This is a genomic window from Paenibacillus wuxiensis (assembly GCF_040195695.1).
Classification (GTDB): domain Bacteria; phylum Bacillota; class Bacilli; order Paenibacillales; family Paenibacillaceae; genus Paenibacillus_B; species Paenibacillus_B suaedae.
Map to the genome: position 1 here is coordinate 171,896 of NZ_JBEFZI010000010.1, position 22,610 is coordinate 194,505.

Annotated in this window: 19 protein-coding genes; 15 read left to right on the forward strand and 4 right to left on the reverse strand. The window is 45.7% G+C overall.

What is annotated here, in order from left to right:
* Positions 1-142: 142 nt before the first annotated feature.
* The gene (locus ABN764_RS23095) at positions 143-400 is read right to left on the reverse strand and encodes a DUF2573 family protein (protein ID WP_174809916.1); all 258 of its coding nucleotides are present in this window, start codon (positions 398-400) and stop codon (positions 143-145) included.
* 172 nt (positions 401-572) lie between these two features.
* Here ABN764_RS23095 and ABN764_RS23100 point away from each other — a divergent pair, with 172 nt between their 5' ends.
* The 11 genes from ABN764_RS23100 (at position 573) to ABN764_RS23150 (ending at position 14,892) form a co-directional block, all read left to right on the forward strand.
* Complete coding sequence (locus tag ABN764_RS23100) at positions 573-1,859, forward strand: DEAD/DEAH box helicase (protein ID WP_446673223.1); 1,287 nt, start codon at positions 573-575, stop codon at positions 1,857-1,859.
* 264 nt (positions 1,860-2,123) lie between these two features.
* Positions 2,124-3,509, forward strand: coding sequence for an ABC transporter substrate-binding protein (locus ABN764_RS23105; RefSeq protein WP_446673224.1), 1,386 nt, complete (start codon positions 2,124-2,126; stop codon positions 3,507-3,509).
* Between the two features lie 190 nt (positions 3,510-3,699).
* Entirely contained in the window at positions 3,700-5,085 is a 1,386-nt protein-coding gene (locus ABN764_RS23110; RefSeq protein ID WP_174810473.1) for an ABC transporter substrate-binding protein, read from the forward strand.
* A 194-nt stretch (positions 5,086-5,279) separates the two neighbouring features.
* On the forward strand, positions 5,280-6,746 hold the full coding sequence (locus tag ABN764_RS23115; protein WP_446673225.1) for an ABC transporter substrate-binding protein: 1,467 nt from the start codon (positions 5,280-5,282) through the stop codon (positions 6,744-6,746).
* 117 nt (positions 6,747-6,863) lie between these two features.
* Positions 6,864-8,246 (forward strand): ABC transporter substrate-binding protein, encoded by a 1,383-nt coding sequence (locus ABN764_RS23120; RefSeq protein ID WP_446673226.1) that lies wholly within the window; start codon positions 6,864-6,866, stop codon positions 8,244-8,246.
* A gap of 16 nt (positions 8,247-8,262) precedes the next feature.
* Complete coding sequence (locus ABN764_RS23125; RefSeq protein WP_446673227.1) at positions 8,263-9,588, forward strand: ABC transporter substrate-binding protein; 1,326 nt, start codon at positions 8,263-8,265, stop codon at positions 9,586-9,588.
* Positions 9,589-9,746: 158 nt separating this feature from the next.
* Complete coding sequence (locus ABN764_RS23130; RefSeq protein WP_446673275.1) at positions 9,747-11,156, forward strand: ABC transporter substrate-binding protein; 1,410 nt, start codon at positions 9,747-9,749, stop codon at positions 11,154-11,156.
* 166 nt (positions 11,157-11,322) lie between these two features.
* On the forward strand, positions 11,323-12,108 hold the full coding sequence (locus tag ABN764_RS23135) for an ABC transporter ATP-binding protein (RefSeq protein ID WP_446673228.1): 786 nt from the start codon (positions 11,323-11,325) through the stop codon (positions 12,106-12,108).
* On the forward strand, positions 12,105-13,370 hold the full coding sequence (locus ABN764_RS23140) for an ABC transporter permease (RefSeq protein ID WP_446673229.1): 1,266 nt from the start codon (positions 12,105-12,107) through the stop codon (positions 13,368-13,370). Before ABN764_RS23135 ends, ABN764_RS23140 begins: the two co-directional genes overlap by 4 nt.
* A 345-nt stretch (positions 13,371-13,715) precedes the next feature.
* Entirely contained in the window at positions 13,716-13,892 is a 177-nt protein-coding gene (locus tag ABN764_RS23145; RefSeq protein WP_446673230.1) for a GapA-binding peptide SR1P, read from the forward strand.
* Entirely contained in the window at positions 13,882-14,892 is a 1,011-nt protein-coding gene (locus ABN764_RS23150; RefSeq protein ID WP_446673231.1) for a hypothetical protein, read from the forward strand. Before ABN764_RS23145 ends, ABN764_RS23150 begins: the two co-directional genes overlap by 11 nt.
* A gap of 79 nt (positions 14,893-14,971) precedes the next feature.
* Here ABN764_RS23150 and ABN764_RS23155 read toward each other — a convergent pair whose 3' ends face one another.
* The 3 genes from ABN764_RS23155 to ABN764_RS23165 all read right to left on the reverse strand — a co-directional run bounded on the left by ABN764_RS23155 (position 14,972) and on the right by ABN764_RS23165 (position 19,297).
* Positions 14,972-15,577: a DUF1854 domain-containing protein gene (locus tag ABN764_RS23155; RefSeq protein ID WP_446673232.1), complete on the reverse strand. Its 606-nt coding sequence runs from the start codon at positions 15,575-15,577 to the stop codon at positions 14,972-14,974.
* Positions 15,570-17,765, reverse strand: coding sequence for an ABC transporter ATP-binding protein (locus ABN764_RS23160; protein ID WP_446673233.1), 2,196 nt, complete (start codon positions 17,763-17,765; stop codon positions 15,570-15,572). Before ABN764_RS23160 ends, ABN764_RS23155 begins: the two co-directional genes overlap by 8 nt.
* Positions 17,766-18,001: 236 nt before the next feature.
* The gene (locus ABN764_RS23165) at positions 18,002-19,297 is read right to left on the reverse strand and encodes an aminotransferase class I/II-fold pyridoxal phosphate-dependent enzyme (RefSeq protein WP_021252696.1); all 1,296 of its coding nucleotides are present in this window, start codon (positions 19,295-19,297) and stop codon (positions 18,002-18,004) included.
* 309 nt (positions 19,298-19,606) lie between these two features.
* Between ABN764_RS23165 and ABN764_RS23170 the strand changes: the two genes are divergently transcribed.
* The 4 genes from ABN764_RS23170 (at position 19,607) to ABN764_RS23185 (ending at position 22,588) form a co-directional block, all read left to right on the forward strand.
* A complete protein-coding gene (locus ABN764_RS23170) occupies positions 19,607-20,392 on the forward strand; it encodes a helix-turn-helix domain-containing protein (protein WP_028533760.1) in 786 nt (261 codons plus the stop codon).
* A 285-nt stretch (positions 20,393-20,677) separates the two neighbouring features.
* Positions 20,678-21,943 (forward strand): helix-turn-helix domain-containing protein, encoded by a 1,266-nt coding sequence (locus tag ABN764_RS23175; RefSeq protein WP_446673234.1) that lies wholly within the window; start codon positions 20,678-20,680, stop codon positions 21,941-21,943.
* 13 nt (positions 21,944-21,956) lie between these two features.
* Entirely contained in the window at positions 21,957-22,151 is a 195-nt protein-coding gene (locus ABN764_RS23180) for a hypothetical protein (protein ID WP_044354291.1), read from the forward strand.
* A gap of 206 nt (positions 22,152-22,357) precedes the next feature.
* Positions 22,358-22,588 carry an aspartyl-phosphate phosphatase Spo0E family protein gene (locus ABN764_RS23185; RefSeq protein WP_021252699.1) on the forward strand — a complete coding sequence of 77 codons (231 nt, stop codon included), beginning with the start codon at positions 22,358-22,360 and terminating at the stop codon, positions 22,586-22,588.
* The last annotated feature ends 22 nt before the right edge of the window (positions 22,589-22,610 follow it).

Here is a 22,610-nt window from a genome sequence, read left to right on the forward strand (position 1 = left end):
TGGATGTTGTTAGGATAGGCAACCATTGGCGAATCCGATGGTTGGCATGGCGAAGTCCGCCCACTCCTGTTCGATTGGGATCAGGAGAAGGCGGACTTTTTGTGTGCTGAGCACGATTGGCATGCTTCAAATACTACTCGTCTTACTGCTCGTCGCCTTCATTGGCACGGTGAGCCTCATTCATTTGCTTAATTTCCTCGAACAGTGCACGAACGGCTGCCTTGCCCTCTGGATTGGCATTGTTCCAATGACGGGTTAAGTTGGGCATTGTTTTGTGCATATGATTATAGAGCGCCCACATTTTCACTTTTTCTACCGTTGCAGCATCAGTGTGTCCGGTAAGCAGATCGGCATATTTCTCCAGAAGCGCATCGAATGAAGCGGATAGGTTGTTGGTCATTTGCAGATACCTCCTTACTTTTTTGGATGTGCATGTTTAGGCTATCATAACGAGCAATCATTTGGAAAGTTGGAGTGAAGACTTCTTTTCGATATAATGGGTACAGCGAACAATGGGAAGGTATGTTCATTTGTCATGAATCAGCGCCTTCCATAGAGAGGAACGATACAAGTTGAGTACAACATTTGACACATTTGCAATACGAGAAGAGCTGAAGCTTCGGCTGGAGGCCAGACATATTACGGAGCCATCACCCGTGCAGGCTGCGGCAATTCCTGCTGCATTGGAAGGACGCGACGTCCTTGCACAATCACAGACGGGTACGGGCAAGACGATTGCGTATTTGCTTCCTGTCCTAACCCGGATTCAGCAAGATGCACGATCAACACAGGCCGTGATTATAGCGCCTACCCAAGAACTTGCGATGCAAATTGTTCGGGAAGCGGAATATTACAGTGAGGGCAGCAGCATTCAAATTGCGTCGCTGATAGGCGGTGCGGCATTGAAGCGCCAGGTAGAGAAGTTGAAGCTTCACCCGCAGCTTGTCATTGGTACTCCGGGCCGGATTCATGAGTTGATTGAGATGCGCAAGTTGAAGATGCACGAGGTGCGCACCATCGTCGTGGACGAGGTCGATCATGTACTGCAGAAGGGCGGTGCGAGCGATACTGATTCGATTATGCGCAGCGCGCTGCGTGATCGTCAGCTCCTGTTCTTCTCCGCTACCTTGCCTGCTGAGGTGAAGGCTCTTGCAGAACGATGGATGCAAGATCCAGTTAACATTGGCATTGAACCTGAGAAGCGGATAGCGGATACGATTGAGCATCTTGTATTTGTATGCGAGGAGCGCGATAAGATTGATATGCTGCGTCGTCTCGTTCGTCATTGGAATCCCAAGCAGGCAATCGTATTCATCAATGACTCATCAGAGATTGCTGAATGGGAGCAGAAGCTGGGCTATGCGAACTTGTCAGTTGCTTCGTTATACGGAGATGCGCCGAAGCAGGAGCGGGTGAATGTCCTGCGCCGCTTCCGTGAGGGACAGTTCCAGTTGCTGTTAGCTACAGATGTAGCTGCACGTGGATTAGATATACCGGATCTGCCGTATATCTTCAGTGCTCAGCCTGCATTGAATGCGGAACATTATGTTCATCGTGCAGGGCGAACAGGTCGCATGGGACGTCAAGGTGTGTCCGTCAACCTGATCTCTCATCGTGAGCAGTTCATTATGCGTAAATTCGAACGTGAGCTCGGAATCGTTATCCATGAGCGCGAATTCTACAACGGTCGCATCTTCGAGCCGAATGATGCATCACGTCGTCCGAAGACGAAGCCAGCTGCCAATCATGCGTCAAGCAAGTCGTCGGCTGGGTATCGCCCGCCGTCAAAGGACAAGCGTTCTGGCAAGGACAAGGATAAAGGCGCACCGAAATGGTTGAAAGAGAAGAAGCGCCAATAATCGAATTGACTTGAGGGTTACCACGGGATCGCCGTAGATGTTGAATCTGCGGCGGTTTTTTGTTTGACAATTGATAAGTGAGTTTTCACTTCCGTGTTACAGGTGGTTTCTTTCATCTACTAGGCAGAGTTTAGGGGGAATTATGGATATATTATCAAATCTAGGAAACCATACCCTAGGCTTCATCGTCTAATTAAATAGATACCTAATATATGTACATATATAAATATAATGTGTGCGGTGAGAGAGGAAGGGGAGCAGAAAGTGGCATCAAAGTGGAAAATAGGGGTGCTGCTGCTTACGGTAGTGGCTTTAATGAGTGGTTGTCTTGGTGAAAAGCCGGTGCTGGAGCAGCTCGAAGAGGGTAAAGGCAAGATCAAGGTCGTTAGTTATAACGAGGATTATTTTTATAATGAGTACGGCAATTATTTTAATATTAAGTATCCAGATATCGAATTTGAAGTCGTAAGCTATCAAGAACTGGATGCCAATAATCAGGATGGTGAACCATTAGATTATGAAGAAGAGATGGACAAGTTTATAGAAAAAAACAAGCCTGATGTGCTTCTTTTAAGCGATACACAGTTCGAGAAGTACGCGCAAAATGGCAAACTGTACGGCCTTGATCAAATTATTAGCCAGGAAAAATTCGATCTTGAAGGCTATATGCCTGGCCTGATCGATCTGATTCGCTCCAAGGGGAATGGTACTCTATATGGATTGGCACCGTCCTTCTATACGAACGTGCTGTACTATAATCGAGATTTATTTAAGGAGCATAATATTGAGCCACCTCGCAACAAGATGAGCTGGCAGGAAGTTATCGACTTGTCCAAGCGATTTACTTCGATCGGTTCGGGAGACAACCAAGTCTATGGATTTTATCAATCCCATGGAGGTTTACGGTCTGTCGTGGGTCAAATCGTCTCATCCGCTGGATTGAACCTGTTCGATACGAAGAGCGAGAAGCTGCTTATTAATTCAGATGGATGGAAGAAGGCAATTAAGATGGCAACGGATGCTGTGCGAGACAAATCGATTGGTAATCCATCTTCCGAGCAGAGAAACGGTGGGATGGATGAGCCGTTCTTCCAAGGTAAGGCAGCAATGGTAAAGCAGGGGACTTGGTTTGCACAGCAACTCAGGGATCGCCCTCGTTATGATAAGAAGCTAAAAGAAATCAATTGGGACATCGTAACAGCGCCAATCGATCCTTCGAGTCCTGATGAATCGAGCAACGTGAGCTTATCTGAAATTTATGGGGTTGCTGCTGATTCCCCGAATAAGCGTGCGGCTTGGGAATTCGTCAAGTTCGTGAATGGACCTGAAATGGCGAAGGCTTCTGCACGTTCAATGAATGGCACTATCCCAACACGCAAGGACTATTTTAAGGAGATTGATGGCCGCAGCACCGAGTCATTCTACCTGTTGAAGCCTAAATTGGGTACATACTCTTCAGGATTTTGGGATACTAAAGCTCCAGAGAAATTCAATGAGGGGTTCATGCCATTGGTTGATGAGTCGCTAAAGGCGGTAGTTGATAATAAGAAAACGGTGGATGAGGCCGTGGCTGAACTGGAAGCGAAGGGCCAACAATTATTGAATAAAGCGAATGAAGAGCAAAAGGACAAATCAAAAGATCAAAAATAGAAACTGCCACCGTATACCCTTTATTATTCTGTTTATACCTCCATTTATTAGGCAGGGAGCGAGAAAAATATGTCTAAAATCTTGAATCTAGGAAACTAAATGGCTGGTAATATCGTCTAATTAGATAGGGGTATGTACAAATGAGCATATATCTTGTTTGTTGTGCGACAAATAGGAAGGGGAGAATGAGTTGGCGTCAAAGTGGAAAATAGGGGTGCTGCTGCTTACAGTAGTAGCTTTAATGAGTGGCTGTCTCGGGGAAAAACCGGTGCTAGAGCAGCTGGAAGAAGGGAAAGGTAAGATTAAGGTCGTTAGTTATAACGAGGAATCTTTCTATAGTGAGTATGGAAATTATTTCAATATTAAATACCCGGATATCGAATTTGAAGTCGTTAGCTATCAAGAACTGTATGCCAACAATCAGGATGGCGAACCATTTGATTATGATGAAGAAATGGAAAAGTTCATAGAAAAAAATAAGCCGGATGTGCTTCTCTTAAACGATAAGCTGTTCGAAAAGTATGCGCAAAGTGGAAAGCTGTATGGTCTTGATCAAATTATTAGCCAAGAAAAATTTGATTTGGAAGGCTACATGCCAGGCCTAATTGATATGATCCGCTCCAAGGGGAACGGTACTCTATATGGATTGGCGCCGTCCTTCTATACGAATGTACTGTACTATAATCGAGATCTATTTAAGGAGCATAATGTAGAGCCGCCGAGCAACAAGATGAGCTGGCAGGAGATTATCGACTTGTCCAAGCGATTTACTTCTATCGGTTCGGGAGACAATCAAGTCTATGGATATTATCAACCCTATGGAGACATACGATCTGCCGTGAATCAAATCGTCTCATCCTCTGCATTGAATCTATTCGATACGAAGGGCGAGAAGCTGCTTATTAATTCGGATGGATGGAAGAAGGCAATTAAGATGGCAACAGATGCCGTGCGCGACAAATCGATTGGCATTCCATCTTCCGAGCAAAGAAGTATGTCGGATGATCCGTTCTTCCAGGGTAAGGCGGCGATGGTAACGGAGGGGACTTGGTTTGCACAGCAACTCAGGGATCGCCCTCGTTATGATAAGAAGGTAAAAGAAATCAATTGGGACATCGTAACAGCACCAATCGATCCTTCGAGTCCTGACGAATCAAGTAATGTGGGCTTATCTGATATTTATGGGGTTGCAGCTGATTCCCCAAATAAGCGTGCGGCCTGGGAATTCGTCAAGTTCATAAATGGGCCTGAAATGGCGAAGGCTTCTGCACGTTCCATGACTGGCCGTATTCCAACACGTAAGGACTATTTCAAGGAGATTGATGGCCGCAGCACAGAGCCATTTTACCTATTGAAACCTAAATTGGGTGCATCCTCATCAGGCTTTTGGAATAGTAAAATTCCAGAGAAATTCCATGAGGGCTTCATGCCATTGGTAAATACGTCGCTACAAGCGGTAGTCGATAATAAGAAGACGGTGGATGAAGCTGTAGCTGAATTGGAAACGAAGGGGCAGCAAATGCTTAATAAAGCGAATGAAGAACAAAAGGCCAAATCAAAAGATAAAAAACAATAGAATCTGAATCAAGATTCATTACAGATCCATCATAGAACCTTCTATGGTGGATTTTTTTATTCACTTATAGATCGGATGGAAGTAGCGGGGAAAATTGATTTCTTTCACATAAAATCAATTCTATTGTTGAATGATGGAAAAATGATCTATATACTTATTGTTGATATTTGGAAAAATAGGAAGGAGAGTTGTGTGTGAAGACGAAATGGAAGCTCGTCATATTTCTACTAACGATTACTTCTATGTTAAGCGGGTGTCTCGGAGAGAAGCCCGTGTTGGAGCAGCTTGATGAGGGAAAAGGCAAAATTAAGGTTCTCTACTATAACGAGGAATCATTCTATCAACAGTATGGCAATTATTTTAATGTGAAATTTCCGGATATTGAATTCGAGGTTGTGAACTCAGAAGATATGTACGCAAATCGGAAGGATAATGAGCCGTTTGATTATGAAGCAGAAATGAAAAAGTTTCTTGATAAGCATAAGCCTGACGTCTTGTTCTTGAATGACACCATGTATGAAACCTATGCGAAGGACGGGAAGTTGTACAACATAGAGGAGATCATTGCACAGGAGAAATTTGATTTGGAAGGCTATATGCCAGGTCTTATTGATATGATTCGTGCGAAAGGGAACGGTACGTTGTATGGACTTGCTCCATCTTTCTATACGAATGTACTGTACTTCAACCGCGCTTTGTTCAAGGAGCACAATATCGAGCCCCCGCGCAATAAGATGAGCTGGCAGGAGGTCATCGATCTGTCGAAGCGCTTTACGGGTATCGGTTCAGGAGACAATCAAATCTTTGGATTGTACCAAGACTATGGAGATGTTGATCGTGTGATGGACAACATTGCCTCTACCTCTGGCTTGAAATTGGTAGACCAGAAGGGCGAGAAGCTGCTTATTAATTCGGACGGTTGGAAGAAGGCCATCACCCTTGCTACCGATGCGATACGGTCGAAGGCCGTCTATGTCCCACCACGAGATAATGGTGAGAATGGACAAATGATGCGGTTCGGTAATGATATGTTCATGAGAGGCAAGGCGGCAATGATGATTGAGAGCACGTGGTTTGCGCGTCAAATTAAGGATCGACATCGTTATGACAAGGAAGCGAAGCAAATCGATTGGGATATCGTCACGGCACCGGTAGATCCAGCAACACCTGATGAGTCTGGCAATGTGTTTTTATCTGAAATTTACGCGATATCCGCAGATTCTCCAAATAAGCGAGCGGCGTGGGAATTCGTTAAGTTCGTCAATGGTACAGAAATGGCGAAGGCTTCTTCCCGAGCGCTAAGTGGACAAATTCCGACCCGCAATCAATATTTCAAGGAAATCGACGGCAGAAGCACGGAACCGTTCTACTTGCTGAAACCGAAGTCTACCGCTGAGCGCTACAACAAAAATATTCCTATGGAATTTTACGAGCCTTATAACCAATTGCTGCGGAAAGCGTTGCAGGATATCGTCGACAATAAGAAGTCGTTAGACGAAGCGGTAGCTGAATTGGAAACAAAGGGGCAAGCCGAATTGATAAAGGCGAAAGAGGCAGAGAAGGCGCGTCTAGCGAAAGAGAAAAAAGGAGATTCGTCTTCGACGAAAACAGAGTCTACAGGCTCTACAGAATCCACTGGATCCACTAAATCAGGTGGCTAACCTGTCCAAATGATATAGATATATGACGTTACAGTACCTATTCTCCATTCCTTCTTGTGGTGAGAATAGGTACTGATCGTTTGAAGGGATGCTGCAGAGGTGAAGGGGAAGAACGTAATGTCTATGTCTAAAGTATTAACGCGTGCCATAGTGTCTATGTTAGTACTTGCGATGATGATGGCAGGATGCAGTTCGGAAAAACCGCTTCTGGAAGATTTGGACAAGAAGAAGGAAGTTACACTTAGAATTCTAACCAATATGGATAGAATGTCTTTTAGGAATTACTATGGGGGATTATTTGGAATTCAATATTCCAATGTTGATATAGAGTTAATTCCGTTTGATGAACGATATTCATCGAATCTTGACAGCATTGTGGCTCTGGAAGCGAACATCAGTCGGGTTAGACCAGATGTTGTCTTTCTGTCGCCTGATGCCTATGAACGACTAGCTGTCGAGCGCAAGCTGTACAATTTGGAGCCGATAATACGCCAAGAGCAGTTCGATGTGGATACGTTTCTTCCAGGTCTCATCGATTGGATCCGTAAGAAGAGTGGGGGCGCCTTGTATGGCTTAGCGCCCTCTTTTATGGGCAAAGTGTTATTTTATAATGCAGATTTATTTCACCAATACGGTGTGGAACTGCCGCATGATGGAATGACGTGGGATGACGTGTTGAAATTAGCCGCACGGTTCCGCAATGAGGGATCCTCAAATGATGAAGTAAGTGGTCTCTATGTGTGGGATATTGAGGCTGCTATATTTGATATTTCTACGAACTTGGGCCTAAAACTCGTTGATTCCAAAGGGGAGCGAATGTTGATCCAATCGGAGTCTTGGAAACGAGTATTCAGCCAGACCGTTGAGGCGATTCAGAACAGGGATATACGTCCCCAATTCTCAATTGCTAATAATGGAGTGATCAAGGAAGAACGGTCGGATTTATTTCTAGCTGGACGTGCGGCAATGAAGTTGGATTGGAACATGAGTGTGTTTAGTTTACAGAGGAGAAATATTCAAGGAGGCAACAATCATGCCTTTGATTGGGGCGTGGTTACAGCACCAATCGATCCATTTCGGCCTGGAGAGACCCCTTATATTCAGATCCCTAATATTATGGCAATTCCTATCGAGGCGGAACATAAGCGGGAAGCATGGGAATTTATTAAGTTCTCAAATGGCCCAGAAAAAGTAGAGAGGGGGTTGCGAAATTTCCCTTTCGAAATGTTGTCTCGCGGTTTGTCCAAGAAAACTAAGGATTATAACAAGCTTGAAACGTTCTATAAGCTGCGTATGAGTCAGGAACGTGATTCACGGCCATACCCTGTGAATGTGCCAGACTCTTTTACAGAACCTTTTGACAAGTTGTTAAATCAAGTCCTAACTCGCATGATTCGCAAAGACGTGACCGTGGAGCAAGGAATTAATGAATTGGACATCAAGGGGAACGAATTATTGATGCAGGCCCGAGCAAGTCAGAATGGAGGGGGCCAACATTAAACGGATATCAATAGGGTTGCTAGTTGTCATTTTACTGCTTATGAGCGGGTGCTATGGCGAAAAGCCTGTTCTTGCACCGCTTAAGGACGGTAAAGGAAAATTACGAGTTGTATATGATGATGAAGATCAATTCTTCAATGATTACGGCGATTATTTTCAATTCCTCTACCCGGATATCGAAATAGAAGTTGTCAGCACCACGAATTTATTTACGATACAAAATAATGTGATGGACAGATCGGATCAGAAGATGGAGCAGTTTATTAAGGAGAACAAACCTGATGTGCTGTTCTTGAACGAAGAACTGTTTGACAATTTTCTACACACGGGGCAGTTATACAGCTTGGATGAAATTATGAAGCAAGAGCAGTACGACTTAAGCGGCTTTATGCCTGGTGTAATTGAATCGCTTCGGGATAAAGGAGGAGGAAAGCTTTATGGTCTAGCTCCTTTCTTTAGTACTTTTGTTCTTTATTACAACGAGGATCTATTTAAAGCGAATCATGTGGATCTTCCCAAGGACAAGATGACTTGGCCGGAAGTGCTTCAACTAGCTGCCCGTTTTGGACAACCTGCATCGGAAGGCAGAACTGGACAGTATGGGTTGTCATTTGGATTCACGAATGCCCATTTGCTGTTTGGGGAGATAGCTAAGGCATCCTCTTTGCAACTAACTGACCCAACAGGCAGCAAGCTGCAAATTCATTCCGATAGTTGGAAGCAGGTTATGACGATGACAGTGGATATGATCCGTAGTGGTGCTGTATTTGCAGATCAGGCAAGTCAAGCTCTTAAGATATCCAGTGAAGAGGCATTTTTACAGGATAAGTCGGCGATGCTGCTTACCGGGATCTCAGGAGCAAATGAAATGGAAAGGCGTCAAATCAATACCAATATGAAGAAGATGAATTGGGGAATGGTCACTGCTCCCATTAATCCGAATTACCCAGAGGAATCCGCATATGCACATCTGGAGGAGATATGTGCAATCCCCGCTGATTCGGTTAATAAACGTACGGCATGGGAATTCATTAAATTCATGAATAGCAAGGAGTTAACGAAGAGTGCTCCCGATATGAGGCCTTCTAAGCTGCCGACTCGGATGCAGTATATGAAGAAATGGAACGGGAGAAGTACAGAGCCTTTGTATGCATTGAAGCTGAATTCGCATCATCGCTTCATATGGGACAATCAACGTGTTCCCATGGAGCTCAACTCCGCCCTCACTCCGTTATTGCGGGATGGACTGCAGGCTGTGCTTGCCAACGGGAAATCTATTGATGAACTGCTTGATGAACTGCAGGTGAAGGGTCAGGAGGCACTGGATAAGATAAAAAAATAATACAGGAATAGGGATAGTCTTTTTGCACATGGATGCAGCGGCTTTTTTGATAGAAATCTGATATTCGCCTTATCTTGTGACGCAATTGTTTGAATATTGGAGGTTTGGTAGATATACTAAATCATATTGGAAAATAGAGGGTGGGAGGTCGTGTGTTGGTGAGATGGAAATTCTGGAAGTTGAGTGCTTTACTGCTTGCAGCCATGTTGCTCGTAAGCGGTTGTCTTGGGGACAAGCCGGTGCTTGAGCCGCTAGAGGAAGGAAAGGGAAAGATTAAAGTTCTTTATTATAGTGAGGAATCATTCTATAGGCAGTATGGAAACTACTTCAATATTAAATTCCCGGATATCGAATTTGAAGTCGTTGGTATGGAGGAGCTCAATTCGAGCGACGACTATCAAGAAGCACTTAAGAAAATGGTAGAGAAACATAAGCCAGACGTTATGCTTCTGAGCGAGGATATATTTGAGACCTTTGCCGAAGACGGGAAGCTGTACAGCCTAGATGATATCATTGCACAAGAAAAGTTCGATTTAGAAGATTTTATGCCAGGCCTTATCGAGCGTATTAAAAGCAAGGGGGGCGGCAAGTTGTATGGCCTCGCTCCTTCCTTTTATACGCGAGTCTTGTATTACAATGAAGACTTATTCAAGGAGCATCATATTGAATTGCCGAACAACAAGATGAGCTGGAAGGATGTCTTGGATTTGGCCAGACGATTCAGTGGCATTGGTTCCGGTGAGGATCAGGTCTACGGGTATTATCAGGAGTATGGGAACATGAGCAATCTGTTTCAAGATATTGTTAGCTCGTCATCTTTGAAGCAATTTGATGCGAAGGGTGAAAAGCTGCTGATTAACGCTGATGGCTGGAAACAGGCCTTTACACTGGCAACGGATGCGCTGCGAAGCAAGGCTGTATATATGCCGCCGAAGGGCGAAGAAGCGCAATTTATGAATAATAACTTGTTCGTTCAAGGGAAGGCAGCAATGATGATGAGTGGTACTTGGCTCGCGCAAGAGATTGATAATCGTCCGACCTACGACAAGAAGGCGAAGAAGTTTGCCTGGAACTTCGTCACAGGTCCGATCGACCCTTCGTCTCCAGACGAATCTGCTTATGTGAATTTATCTGAAATTTATACAGTGTCTGCGGACTCAGCGAATAAGCGCGCAGCGTGGGAGTTCGTCAAATTTGTCAACGGCAATGAAATGGCCAAGGCAGCCTCGCGTTCCATGATGGGAAGCTTGCCGACACGAATGAAGTATAAGAAGGATATTGCAGGCAAGAGTTCGGATCCGCTCTATATGCTGAAGCCAAAATCCTTCTCGGCTTATGGCTGGTGGAACAGACATGTTCCTAGAGATTTTTATAGCACCTATGACGGTATGGTTCAGCAAGCCCTCGAATCCGTAATTGAGAAAAAGAAATCCGTGGATGAGGCTGTTGCAGAACTGGAAGCCAAGGGGCAGGCGGCGTTAACGAAAGCGCATGAAGACGAAAAAGCGCGCAAGGCTAAAGAGAAGGGCAAAGAATCAAGTTCTACTGAAAACGGAAAGTCGGGTTGATGAAATTAATAGGATTCTTGTGTGAACAAGCCGTCTGAAAAGACGGCTTTTTATTGTTCATACAGAACGCTCTTATTGTTACAGAAATGTAAGGCCGTGATTAGAGGATATCCATTCGCTTCCTGTCAGGTTGTTCGATATAATGAGAACAGTGAGGTGAAGAGGCATGAAGCCTTTATTGAAGATTGATAGACTAACTGGCGGTTACAGTACAGGCAGACCTGTGCTGCATGATATCTCCTTGCAAGTGAATGCAGGCGAAATGGTTGGCCTCATTGGATTGAACGGCGCAGGGAAGAGTACGACGATGAAGCATATATTAGGACTGCTTGAGCCGCAAGCAGGAAGCGTTGCCATACATGGGAAGACGCTGGCGGAGGATGCGGAAGCGTATCGTGCTGCTATTGCGTATGTACCGGAGTCGCCGATTCTATATGATGCGCTGACGGTGCGCGAGCATCTGGTATGGACGGCTACTGCATACGGCGTCGAACAAGGGGTATTTGAGAAGAGGGTACGGGAGCTTGCGGAAATGTTCCATATGACCGCACACCTGGATAAAGCTGCACAGCATTTATCGAAGGGGATGCGGCAGAAGACGATGCTCATGTGCGCGTTTGCTGTTCGGCCGCCTTTATATATTATTGATGAGCCTTTCCTTGGACTTGATCCGCTCGGTATTCGATCACTGCTCCAATATATGAAGCAAGTGCAGGCAGAGGGCGCATCATTGCTGGTGAGCTCTCACATTTTGTCGACGATTGAGCATTACTGTGATTCGTTCGTGCTTCTGCATCATGGTAAAGTTCTCGGAGCGGGCACGGTGCATGGAATGCACGATCAATACGAGACCCAGTCAGGCAAGCGGGCGGAAGAGCGGCTGGAGGAGCTGTTCTATGCGTGGGTTAGCGATGAGCGCATCACTGGTTCTGTGGATGGTGTACAGCGATGACACAGACCCGAATGAAGGAGGCATCCACCGTCAGTAGTCTGACAGAGGTGCTTCTACATCCTGAGGAGCTATGGGCAAGCCGCAAGCGTGAATTCTGGGGTAAGGTCATGCCTTATATGCGCTACGTCATACAGAGCGGACTCGGGGCACTCATGCTATTCGTGCTCGTGGCAGGGACGGCGTTATATGCTTCCTTCATCGAGCACATTCCGCCTGCTTTTCCGATTAAGGAGGTTGCCCTGCTGCTGGTAGCGCCCGCAGTTGCCTATACGACCTATCGCACGCTGCTGCGGCCGGCCGATCTTGCCTTTCTGCTGCGCATTGAGCATCGAATGTCCGGCTATATGAAGAGAAGCGTACGCTATAGCCTATGGCCGCGAACAGTACTCCTTATTGCTGTGTGGTGTGTATTGTGGCCGTTATACAGCCGTGCAGAGGATAACCCGAAGAACTTCATCTTTACTTTAATCCTATTGTTGATGCTCAAGGCGGTTGCTGCATTTGGCGCTTGGAAGGAGCGTCACTATAGTGACAATCGCCGTCGAATTGCTGCCCGCTACGTGCGTTATCTATGGGCTTGGGGAGCAACGGCTTGTTGGCTGTGGCTCAATATGCCTGCTGCGCTTCTTGTCATCGGTGTGAGTGGGTTGGTGTACATAGGCTGGTTGGTTACAGGGAGAACGCTGCGTTTTCCATGGGAGGCGCATTTCGAAGCGGAGAAAGCGCATGAGGGACGAGTTTATTTGTTTTTGAGTGGATTCGTGGATCTGCCAGCAACAGACGAACGTCGATATGCGAGACCGTGGCTCAATTTCATAGGCAATCGATTTGCATTGCGGAAACCATTTGCCTATCGTTATTTGTTAATGAAGACGTTGGTGCGAAGTGAGCTGCTGGGCATCTTATTGAGGCTGGTCATCATTGGCGCTGTGCTTTTATATTGGACAAATGCTACAGAGTGGAGTCTCCTGCTGTATGCAGCAGTTGTATTCGTTGCAGGCACACAGATGGGGGCTGTGTTTGCCTTCCATCGACATGATGTGTGGCAGGAAGTTTACCCACTTCCCGTGCATGCACGTCATGAAGCGGCATTATATGCCAGTACCGTTGCGCATGCGCTGGCAGCCTTCGCTCTGCTGCTGCCAATTGCAGTCGGGCCATTATCGGTCTCATTCAAGCTAGCCGTGATCGGATCGGGTGTGGCTATCGTCTTGTTGACTAGATGGAAACGTTCGAAGCCGCGCAAGGATGATGAAGATTAATCGAATAGGAAGCATAAAGATTACAACATAAAGGGTTCCTAGAATAACATTTCGAAGCGTATGAACGAATTAAATAACTGCAATTGTCTATACGGGACAAGGGAGAGATGCTTTATCTGCTTCCTTGTCTTTTTTTCTGTCAGTATGTTTCACAAGCAGTTCATGCATATGCACTAATTCTTTATTTCGTGTCTAGTCGTACAAGCAGCGACAAGAATACGATACATTGTGACGTCATAGTTATGGTAATGGGATGGCTGAATCCGCTATCATCATCAAATATGCAGCCAATTGAATTCGGCAGGGGATGCCCGTCATGCAGATGAAGGGAGAGGTGAATGTCCGATGGAGCAAGAACGTCGTCAGCTATTGCTTGGGGCAATCATATGCAAGAGGTGCGATCGGATAATTGCCGAGCAAGATACGGAAAAAGTCATGGTGTACTATGTGGAGTGCAATAAGCGTGATTGTAGAGAGCAAGCAGCAGTGATGGAGAGAGAGGTACTGTACATTGAAGCTTAGTTCGAATCAGGCGGAGCAGTGGGATAAGACGGCTGTCCAGCGTCATGGCCATTCCAACAGTACGGCTGGCATACAGATTATCGAAATGCATCAGCAGCATATTCATCATGTGGGCACATTATGGCGGGAGACGGAATACAAGAACTTCGTCCCTTATTCGCCTCAATCAAATGGCCTGCATGTTGCGCAGTGCGGCAGTTCTGCAGAAGTGCAGGCTGCTGCAGAAGCAGGGTATCACAAGTTGCTGCTGGCGCCAAGTCATAGCTTATTAATGAAGTCGGAACGTGTTCGTCTCATTCGTGAGATGCTGCTTGCTGGAACGGCGGGAGAACGTGATTCAGCGCTTCAGAAGCTGCTTCCGCTGATGACGGCCGAATATGAACATATGTTGGCTGTCCTTCATCGACATGCTGCTATACATGGATATGTGCGTTTACTCGATGCCCCAATTATACAGCTGTTGCCGAGTATAGCTGATTTGGAGTTGCGAATGGGAGTAGTTCAGCGCTTTGCGGCCGATTCCGATCTATCAGTGGAACGGCACCGTCTGCATCAGCAGTGGTTGAAGCTTAAGCAATGGAAGCAGTGGCTTCATTCCGGAAACGGGGACAAATGCATGCTGTCGAGCGCAGTTGTGGAATGGATCGATATGCAGGCAGAAGCCTTGTTCCGGGCTGAGCAGCGCTTGGCGAATCAAGGGTATGATATTCAATTAACGGTGCTGCTGCCGTATGAAGCGGGGAGCTGGAAGCAGCATGTCGGCTGCGTCCGTCTGGCTGCCGAGCAAATTCTTGGTGTTCACGCCACACGTAGTTACCCGATTGTCGGGATCCGAATAGAGCATGCGGTTAGCACTTGGGAGAATACGTCACAATCTGGAAGGCTTGGTGGATTGGGCGGGCAGTTCGTCTTACCGGAAATCGATATGGACTGGGAAGAAGTTGATTTCGTTTGGATGAGTCGGGGAGGGAAGCCGACGAATGAAAACGATCATTTCTAGATGATCGTTCATAATATAGCTCGAACGGTGGAAAAGCCAGTGACGGTGTGGAAGCTGCCGGCACTGGCTTTATTTGAATTTAGAACAACCGGTTCAGACATCGCTTGCTTCCTGTGTCTAGTTCAGAGATCGGAGGCACGATACAGCGTCGTCCGAAGCTGTCGAGCAGAATCATTCCCCCTTCTGGTGAAGGCTGGACGTGCTCATGCAAAGTTTCCAGCTCGAGCCTCATTGTTCCTCTATCAGTGATAACCTCCCATTTCCACACATTGTTCTTCTCATGTATGCTCACGATACTCTCCACTCTAGGAATGAAATACCGACGCTTCAGCTCAAGCTGAATAGCGTCTTGACTGCTGGAATCCAGCTGCTGCAAGTCGCGTACAATGCCAATTTCCTTGCCATCACGATCTCGTACAGATAAGTAGCATAAGGCGTGAGAGAATGGAAATGCCCGATAAATTGATACTTCCGTTGTTACCGTATCTCCATCCCTAAGCTCCAGCAGGCCTCCTTCACTGTGGCGAAAGGATACGGCGGGAGGAAAATAGCGGATATCTTCCGCAAATGCGCTTATGGAAGTGGCGGACTGCTCATGATCGTTAGTGTTGTTCGCTGACTGGTTGCGGATATGTTCTTCCAGCTCGGCTTGATGGAGCGGTTCTTGGACATGTACATCAGGCAAAGAGATACTCCCCTTTCATTTCAGACATTTCCTGTTGAGCCTGCACAAGCTTCGCGTATACTCCATTCTGCGAGAGAAGCTGATCGTGGGAACCGACTTCCACGAGCCTGCCTTGATCCAGGACAATAATACGAGTGGCGTGGCGGAGCGTAGACAGCCGATGAGCAATAGCAAAGGTCGTGCGCCCACGAATGAGTCTCATCATCGCTTCTTGAATCTGGCGCTCTGTGGCGGTATCGACAGAAGCGGTAGCTTCGTCGAGAATCAGGATTGCCGGATCATGGAGAATTGCGCGTGCAATGGCAATCCGCTGCTTCTCACCGCCAGATAATCGTGCTCCGCGTTCGCCGACCCGAGTATCATAACCATCGGGCATTCGGATGATGAAGTCATGTGCATTCGCTATCTTGGCGGCACGCATAATCTCCTCCGGAGATGCGTCAGGCTTCGCATAAGCAATGTTCTGGGCTACAGAACCATCGAATAGAAAGGTTTCCTGAAGAACGACTCCAATATGCTGACGCAAGCTCTCCTGTTTCATGTCTCTAATATCGATCCCGTCGATGCGAATGAGGCCGCTGTCAGGATCATAGAAACGGCAGAGCAGATGAATGAGCGTGGACTTCCCTGCTCCTGAATGACCAACGATACCGATCATTTCCCCAGGCTGTACAGCAAGCGTAAGCTCCTTCAATACGGGACGATGCTTCTCGTAACCATAGCTAATATTCTCGAATTGTACGGCTCCGCGTACAGAGGGGAGCCGCATTGCTTGATCGCAATCCGGTACCTCTGGCTTCATATCGATAATTTCAAATATGCGGCCTGCGGCAGCAAACGCCCGGCTGGTCCAGTTTACGGCTTGACTGAACCATTTCAATGGGCCAAAGAACATACTCAAGTAACCAATGAACGCCATAAGCGTTCCAAGTGTCATATGTTGACCAAGTACGGATTGACCCCCAACGAACCAGACGAGCAGCAAACCAGATTGTGTCACAAGGGAGAACAAGGGGAATACACCCGCCCAAAGTCCGTCTACACGAATGGACTGCTTCATTAACACTTCATTTGCCTCATGGTAACGACTTCTTTCTGTGCTCTCTTGTCCGAATGCTTTTACGACGCGAATGCCTTGGAGTGTATCGCCTACAATCGTGTTGATGCGATTAAGCGCTCTCCAGTGGATGTACCAGCGCTGATGAATGAATGGCCAGATGACAAAAGAGAAGAAGATGACAATGGGAGCTGGGACGAGTGCTAGCAAAGTAAGCTGCCAATTGAGTGAAGCCATCATGGTGAAAATGGAGATGATGAGCAGAATCTGGCTGGTAACCCATACGACGCCATCGTTCAAAAATTGACTGAGTGCGTCGGCATCATGGTTGACTCGCCCAATGAACTGTGAAGTTTGGCGGCGATCAAAAAATCCGAGCGACAGCTTCATCAGAGAACCATATACATCCTCACGGATATTATGCATAAGCTTACTGCCGGTATGTACGCTGATATAGCCGCGAACGGTCGTCATGACAGAAAGTGTGAGCTGAACAAGACCAAGCATCAGTACGAGTGCGAGCAGGGATGCGGCGGGATGTGTCGTCTGCAGGACATCATCGACGATAATTTTCGTGAGGTAAGGAGGGATAAGTTCAATTAACGTTGTGGCGATGACGAGCAATGAGGCAACCGACATCCATTTCTTAAAAGGCTTCGCGTAGTCCAGCACTCTCCTGAATGCCTTGCCCTTATCGGTGCAGCGTAGGCAGCTTTCGTTCTGGTTAACGAGTCGTGCCCCACATTTGGAGCACCGCCGCGGCATGTCATCCACGGATGGAAGCGGCAGCTCATCTCCCTGAATGATTGCTTGGATCAGTCGGCAAGCGAACGCGAACTTCACATTTTCCATCGATGTGTATCGAACCAGTACGATCGAACCGTGCTCAGTATCTGCGATGAGCTGCGAGCTGCCTATCGCATCATTCGTTCGGCACCTTTTGACAACGCTTACAAAAATGCGTTTTTCTAATTTTCCGGAAGAGGTGCATATGAAGATTTCATCTTGGGAAATCAGCAGCCAGCGTTCAGATAATGTAGCATCGTCCTGAATATCGGCTCTCCCGCAGAAGAGCAGTTCAGCCGTGGTCATGCCTGCGGTCGCGAATGGCGGTGATTCGATAAAACGCAAGGATATCCCCCTTTTCTATAAGAATTATTAATATTGGGAAATTGTAACATACAAACTTGTGTTAGGGGAGGGGGATATCGTATAGCTGCATAATGTTGGAGGAAAGATTCAAGATAGCACAGAGATCGGATCTGAAATAAAAAGAGCCGCCTAAGGAGCAGTGTTCTACTCCTTAGGCGACAATTGTTCGTTGCACGATAATAGGGCTGCTGAATTGCACGAACAAGCACAGGGTGCTATTTCGTCAGATCAAGAATCCCTTGATAGATTGTATCAAATAATTGCTCTAATTGGTTCTCCTCAATACAGGAGAACGCAACACGCAGATCGGTATCGCCAAGAGCAATTGTGCCGACACCATACTGCTCGAGCAAGTGTGTGCGCAAGGTTTCGGCATGTACATTTTGAAGCTTCAAGCACATGAAATATCCGGAGTTGAATGGATAATAGCTTAGCACATCTCCGTACTTGCCGCTGTCAAGCAGCTCCTTCACTTTGTTCGCACGCGCCTTCATCAGATTGAACTTGGCTTGCTTCTGCGCTCCGTACTCTGGAGAGTTCAGCGCATGGAGCACGAACGTCTGCGAAGGATGAGGGCCACTGGATATGGTAGCCCGAATGATTCCGATTGTCTTCTGCTCCAAGGCAGCGAGCAGTGCTTCGGACTCAGCTGCGTACGTGATGAAACCTACGCGGAATCCCCATACATACTCTTCCTTCGTAGCTCCATCGACCTTAATTGGCAGGATGTTAGGATGAATGGAAGCCAATTTGCCAAATAAGGATTCATGCATGGAGTCTTCGAAGAAGAGACCGAAGTAAGCATCATCTGTTACCACGACGAGACGCATGCCTGCTTCTGCTGCTTCAAGCAAGGCCGCAGCGATCTGCTCGCCTTCTTCTCTTCCAGGTGTATAGCCAGTTGGGTTATTCGGGAAGTTCAAGACAACGATTGCCTTACCCTTGTCCTTATTGGCAAGCAAGGCATCGCGAAGTCCTGCACTATTGAATTTCCAATTGTCATTATATAACGGATAGTAGACCATCTCTGCATTGCGGCGAATGCCGAACGTGAGCTCGTAGTTCTCCCAGTTCTTCTCTGGAAGCACCACAACATCGCCCTCGTCCGCGAACAGATCCGCAACGATGCTGAGTCCATGCGTCAATGCATTCGTCACAATCGGATTGCTGATTGTTACATTGCTAAGCGATGGGTTCTCCGTAAGCATTTTTTCTTTCCATGCTTTGCGCAGTTCAGGCTTGCCTGCTGGCGGTGCATAGGGATAGATATCAGCAGGGTCATAGGCAGACAACGTATCCTGAATGACGCTGAGGTGCATTGGGGTATTGCCTTCCGTAGCGATGCCAATTGTGGCATTGAATGCCTTGGCCTTGCTTTTGGCTTCTGCTGATTGGCTCAGTATGCCTTCCTTCGGGAAGTAGATTTGCTGCGCGAGCCGGGAGAGCATGGCATAAATGTTGGGATTGTGCTGTTGAATTGTTTCGTTCAATTGTTGAGCCAGTTGATTCATGGCGTCCATCCTTCCACCATCATTGTAAGAGGGCCCATTCCATGCATGCATGGAATACGCCCTTGAAATACTTTCTTCATTATAGCATTATGGCTCTTCATTCGTCACGATGAATTGGTTATCATTACCTATAAGCGGCATACAAAAACGATACGCCTAATATTTGATGAGTAAAGAATGAGGTTCAAATTTTGCAAAAGTGATGGTACTATAGTGAAATAGTGCAAATTTTTCGAGCAATCCTACATGAAATTGACTTAATTATGATGGAGAAGAGACCATGTTAGAGAGAAAGAAGGGGGCACTACCGTGTTACAAGCATCGCCGACGCAGTACATTCTGAAGCCGGCTTGCGCGAAGATTACATGTGAACCGAACTGGAAATGGCAGAAGCGAGAGAAGCCAATGCCGAACTATGACCTGTTCTATGTATGGAGTGGGGAGGGGGAGCTGACGCTGAATGGCGAAGTCTATGAGATTCGCAAAGGCAGCTGCTTCTTATTCCGTCCGGGGGATCACACATCCGCAACACATAATCCGCAAAAGCCGCTGACATTAACTTATATTCATTTTGATGTGGATGCATCATTGTCGGACATTCCCATGTCCTATCGAGAACTGCACGAAACGGTTGACTTCGAACATTTGCTTGCCAGATATGTGCGCTTGTTTTTGCGGGATACGTATGGTGCAGAGATTGAAGCTCAGCTTGTACTGAAGCAGTTGATGATTCATCTGCTGCGCGCAGACAAGGAAGAGCCGGATGAACGGAAGACGAGTCATCAGCTTGCGGAATCCATCCATGAAATTGCGAATTATATCAGGCAAAATCCGGGTGCCAATCATCGTATTCAGCATTTGGCGAAGCGAGCGCAGTTGTCCCCGCGTTATTTCTCAGTGAAGTTCAAGGAACTGATCGGGATGTCTGTGCAGACGTATATTATTCGTTCCCGAATTGAACGAGCGGAGCATCTGCTGCATCATGCTGGAATGAATGTGACGGAAGTGGCGGATGCATTAGGATACAGGGATATTTTCTTCTTCAGCCGCCAGTTTAAGCAATATACAGGACGGAGCCCGTCCGAAATTCGATAAAAGGATCATACAAGCTGCTCTGGGCACTATTGTCCGGGCAGCTTTTTTGTTAGATATGGTTTTGCTCTAAAACGACAACCTTATCTGCCTACATAATGATTAGAATTGTTAAGGAACGATAAATTCAGCACGAGGTTATCGACAAAAGGTGTTCACTAGTTTACTTTTAATAGTAGAAAGTGCGAGTCGAATAAATATTCATTTTGTTGGAATGTGAGGGATTTACAAGAGATATATATAATGATAGAATTAAGACAATTAATTCCATAATAAGGAGGTGATGGAGTGGGTTCCATCAGTGCTGTTTATTCGACATTAGGAGAATTAATTCAACGTTATCGGTATGAACGGTCAATGACGCAGGCGAAGCTGGCGGAGTTGACAAGAATTAACCGAGGTAGCATCTCCAAGATTGAGAATGGGGACATTAAACGGCCTGATTACGCGACCATACAACCCATTATTTCCGTTCTGAACGTGCCCTTGCGCGAAGTGATTGATGCTTTGTCCTTGACTGACCATCGTTCAGACACTTGGTTCGGATTATTGCATAATTCAACATCGAGTGGGGATTACTCCTTGTCAGCTGAAATCGCTTCCTATCTATTAGCATCCCGCAATGAAGAGAGCGAAGTTCTGCTAGGCAAGCTTTTTCAAATAGTTCAGGAAATATCGAACGATAATGAGCTGAAGCTCTCATTACTGAACATCGTTATTACCTATGCACGAAGTCATGGAATTCAACGCTTCGTTGCGAGAGGAACTTTACATAAGTATTTAATTGAGCGGGACGATTTTTCGAAGATGGAGGCAACTTATCAATCCGGACAGTATGTGCTCCATTATGTCGAATTTCTATCTCGTGAGGAGAAAGCCACTTTATATTACAAGCTTGGCGTTCATGCGTTTAATTTGGGCCTGTACAATGAATGTATAGAGTTATGTAAAAATGCAGTCGTTCAAGAAGATGTGGAAAGTAGTTTTAGCGCATACTCTACTTTAGCGATTTGTTCGTCATATTTTGAACTTGAGCAATATGATATGGCGGAAAAATATTTGAGAACATTTAGTTTGTTCAGCTTTCCTTTCGTGCAGAAAAATGTAGACTATATGACTGCTAGATTGAATGAGAAAAAAGGGAATATTCGCTTGGCAATTCAACAATTTAAGGATTGCTTAGAACTTCCATCCTATAGATTAAATGCTGTGAACTCGCTGTTAGAAATATATCGTTTGCATAATGATATTGATTCAGCAACTGAACTGATTAAACGTGAATCAGAGTATTTAGTTCAACACTCTGAAAGTCCGATTATTGTTTCTGGACGTGCACATTATTTTTTGAATAAAGGAAAATATTTGTGTGATACAGGTGATGTAAGAGAAGCAATTCAGAATTTTATTACAAGTGCTACTATGTTTGTGGAATTGAGCGAACATAAAAAAATTTACGAGTGCTTGGAACATATTTTTTGTCTAATTGGATCTTTTAGTAACGATCTTGACCTGATGAAACAAGTAAATATTTTATTTGCTGACTTAAAAAAATAAGGAGGAAAAATCATTGAAACAAAAATTAATTAAGTTATTCGTACCATTTGTTGTGGCCTCACTTCTTCTAATGCCTACACTTACAAATGGGTACCAAGCGAAAAATGATGTTCGAAAGAATGTTCAATCATACAGTAATGAGGCCGTTTACCAGAGTGATCAGTTTTATATGTTCTCGGGAGGAAAGGATGCAGAAATAGCTTGGTAGCAATTAATTAAGGACGCTAACTCTAGCGTCCTTTTTTTGTCGTCTACTATGCATCGCAACAAATGTTGAACAGCGTCGAATATATCTTATTTTAGAGAAACATAGTGAAACAAGCAGAATGTTATATAATGACAATGATACATAATTGTCGGATAATAGAAACAATCACTATAATATAGAATCTCATTAAAAGGGAGGCTAACAAGATGAGGTTTTACTTTGATATCCCAACTAATGAAATCAGTTTATCTGATGAAATACTGCTGGACGAAATCGAAAAAGCTCGTGAACAGTTGCAGGAAGCACTCGAAGAGGGCAAAACTTTCACTGACGTAGAGGTCATTGAACTTAGTCAGAGGCTCGATGAGTATTTGGTTGAAATCCAAAAGAAAAGACTGCTGAAAAAGGCGATCTTGGAAATTGATATTGCTGGATAAGAGCTAGTGGCCAATGTATGAC

What these genes read in the sequence shown, in the direction of transcription:
- ABN764_RS23145 (WP_446673230.1), top strand. Translation starts at nt 13,716, where the DNA reads ATGGAGCAAGAACGTCGTCAGCTATTGCTTGGGGCAATCATATGCAAG.
- ABN764_RS23185 (WP_021252699.1), top strand. Translation starts at nt 22,358, where the DNA reads ATGAGGTTTTACTTTGATATCCCAACTAATGAAATCAGTTTATCTGAT.
- ABN764_RS23095 (WP_174809916.1), bottom strand. Translation starts at nt 400, where the DNA reads ATGACCAACAACCTATCCGCTTCATTCGATGCGCTTCTGGAGAAATAT.
- ABN764_RS23120 (WP_446673226.1), top strand. Translation starts at nt 6,864, where the DNA reads ATGTCTATGTCTAAAGTATTAACGCGTGCCATAGTGTCTATGTTAGTA.
- ABN764_RS23165 (WP_021252696.1), bottom strand. Translation starts at nt 19,297, where the DNA reads ATGAATCAACTGGCTCAACAATTGAACGAAACAATTCAACAGCACAAT.
- ABN764_RS23140 (WP_446673229.1), top strand. Translation starts at nt 12,105, where the DNA reads ATGACACAGACCCGAATGAAGGAGGCATCCACCGTCAGTAGTCTGACA.
- ABN764_RS23135 (WP_446673228.1), top strand. Translation starts at nt 11,323, where the DNA reads ATGAAGCCTTTATTGAAGATTGATAGACTAACTGGCGGTTACAGTACA.